This is a genomic window from Mesorhizobium sp. M5C.F.Ca.IN.020.32.2.1 (assembly GCF_004023105.1).
GTDB lineage: Bacteria > Pseudomonadota > Alphaproteobacteria > Rhizobiales > Rhizobiaceae > Mesorhizobium > Mesorhizobium wenxiniae.
Genome location: NZ_RZSX01001513.1, coordinates 1 through 701, shown reverse-complemented (window position 1 = coordinate 701; position 701 = coordinate 1). Strand labels below are relative to the sequence as shown.

Sequence of the window (701 nt, the reverse complement as noted above, 5' to 3'; positions counted from 1 at the left end):
GACCGGGCAAGGTCGGTTCGAAACCGATAATTTTGTCGGCCAGGTGCGGCAGACGCTTACCAACATCGTCGCGGTGCTCGCCGAGGCCGGCGCCAAGCCTGAGCATATCTCCTCGATGACCTGGTACTTTACCGACAAGGCCGAGTATCTGGCCAACCCCAAGGGGATCGGCGAGGCCTATCGCGAGGTCATCGGGCGACATTTTCCGGCCATGGCCGCCATGCAGGTGATGGCGCTGGTCGAGGATCGCGCCAAGGTGGAGATCCAGGCCACGGCGGTGATCCCGGACTGAGGCGAGGCGTGCTTCCGTTCTCCCCGTCTTGTGGGAGAAGGTGGATTGGCGCGCAGCGCCAAGACGGTTGAGGGGTGTTGGACGGATCGCCGTCGGTGCCAAGCTGGAACACCCCTCATCCGACCTCGCTTCGCGAGGCCACCTTCTCCCACAGCAAGGGGAGAAGGGAGAGCCACACGCTGGCGCCCTTCTTCTCCCAGTTCTTCACGGAAGAGGGGGGAGGCTGAGAGCGATTGCTCCCAGCGTGCCACCCAGACGGCTTGGCTTAACGCCTGTCTTGTGATCAGATGATCATGCCTGCTTCGGTTGGGCAATGACCGCACATAGCTTCTGTCGGGAGAAAAGCGAAACGTGGCTCTGGGATTTGAACCGGTATCGGGACGTGTGACCGTCCAGGATGGTGTCTACC

1 protein-coding gene is annotated in these 701 nt (G+C 61.9%); it reads left to right on the top strand.

The window, feature by feature from the left end; translation table 11 throughout:
• Positions 1-292 (top strand): RidA family protein (locus EOA86_RS37155; protein ID WP_164892435.1); only part of this gene is annotated, 292 nt, incomplete at its 5' end.
• Between the last annotated feature and the right edge of the window lie 409 nt (positions 293-701).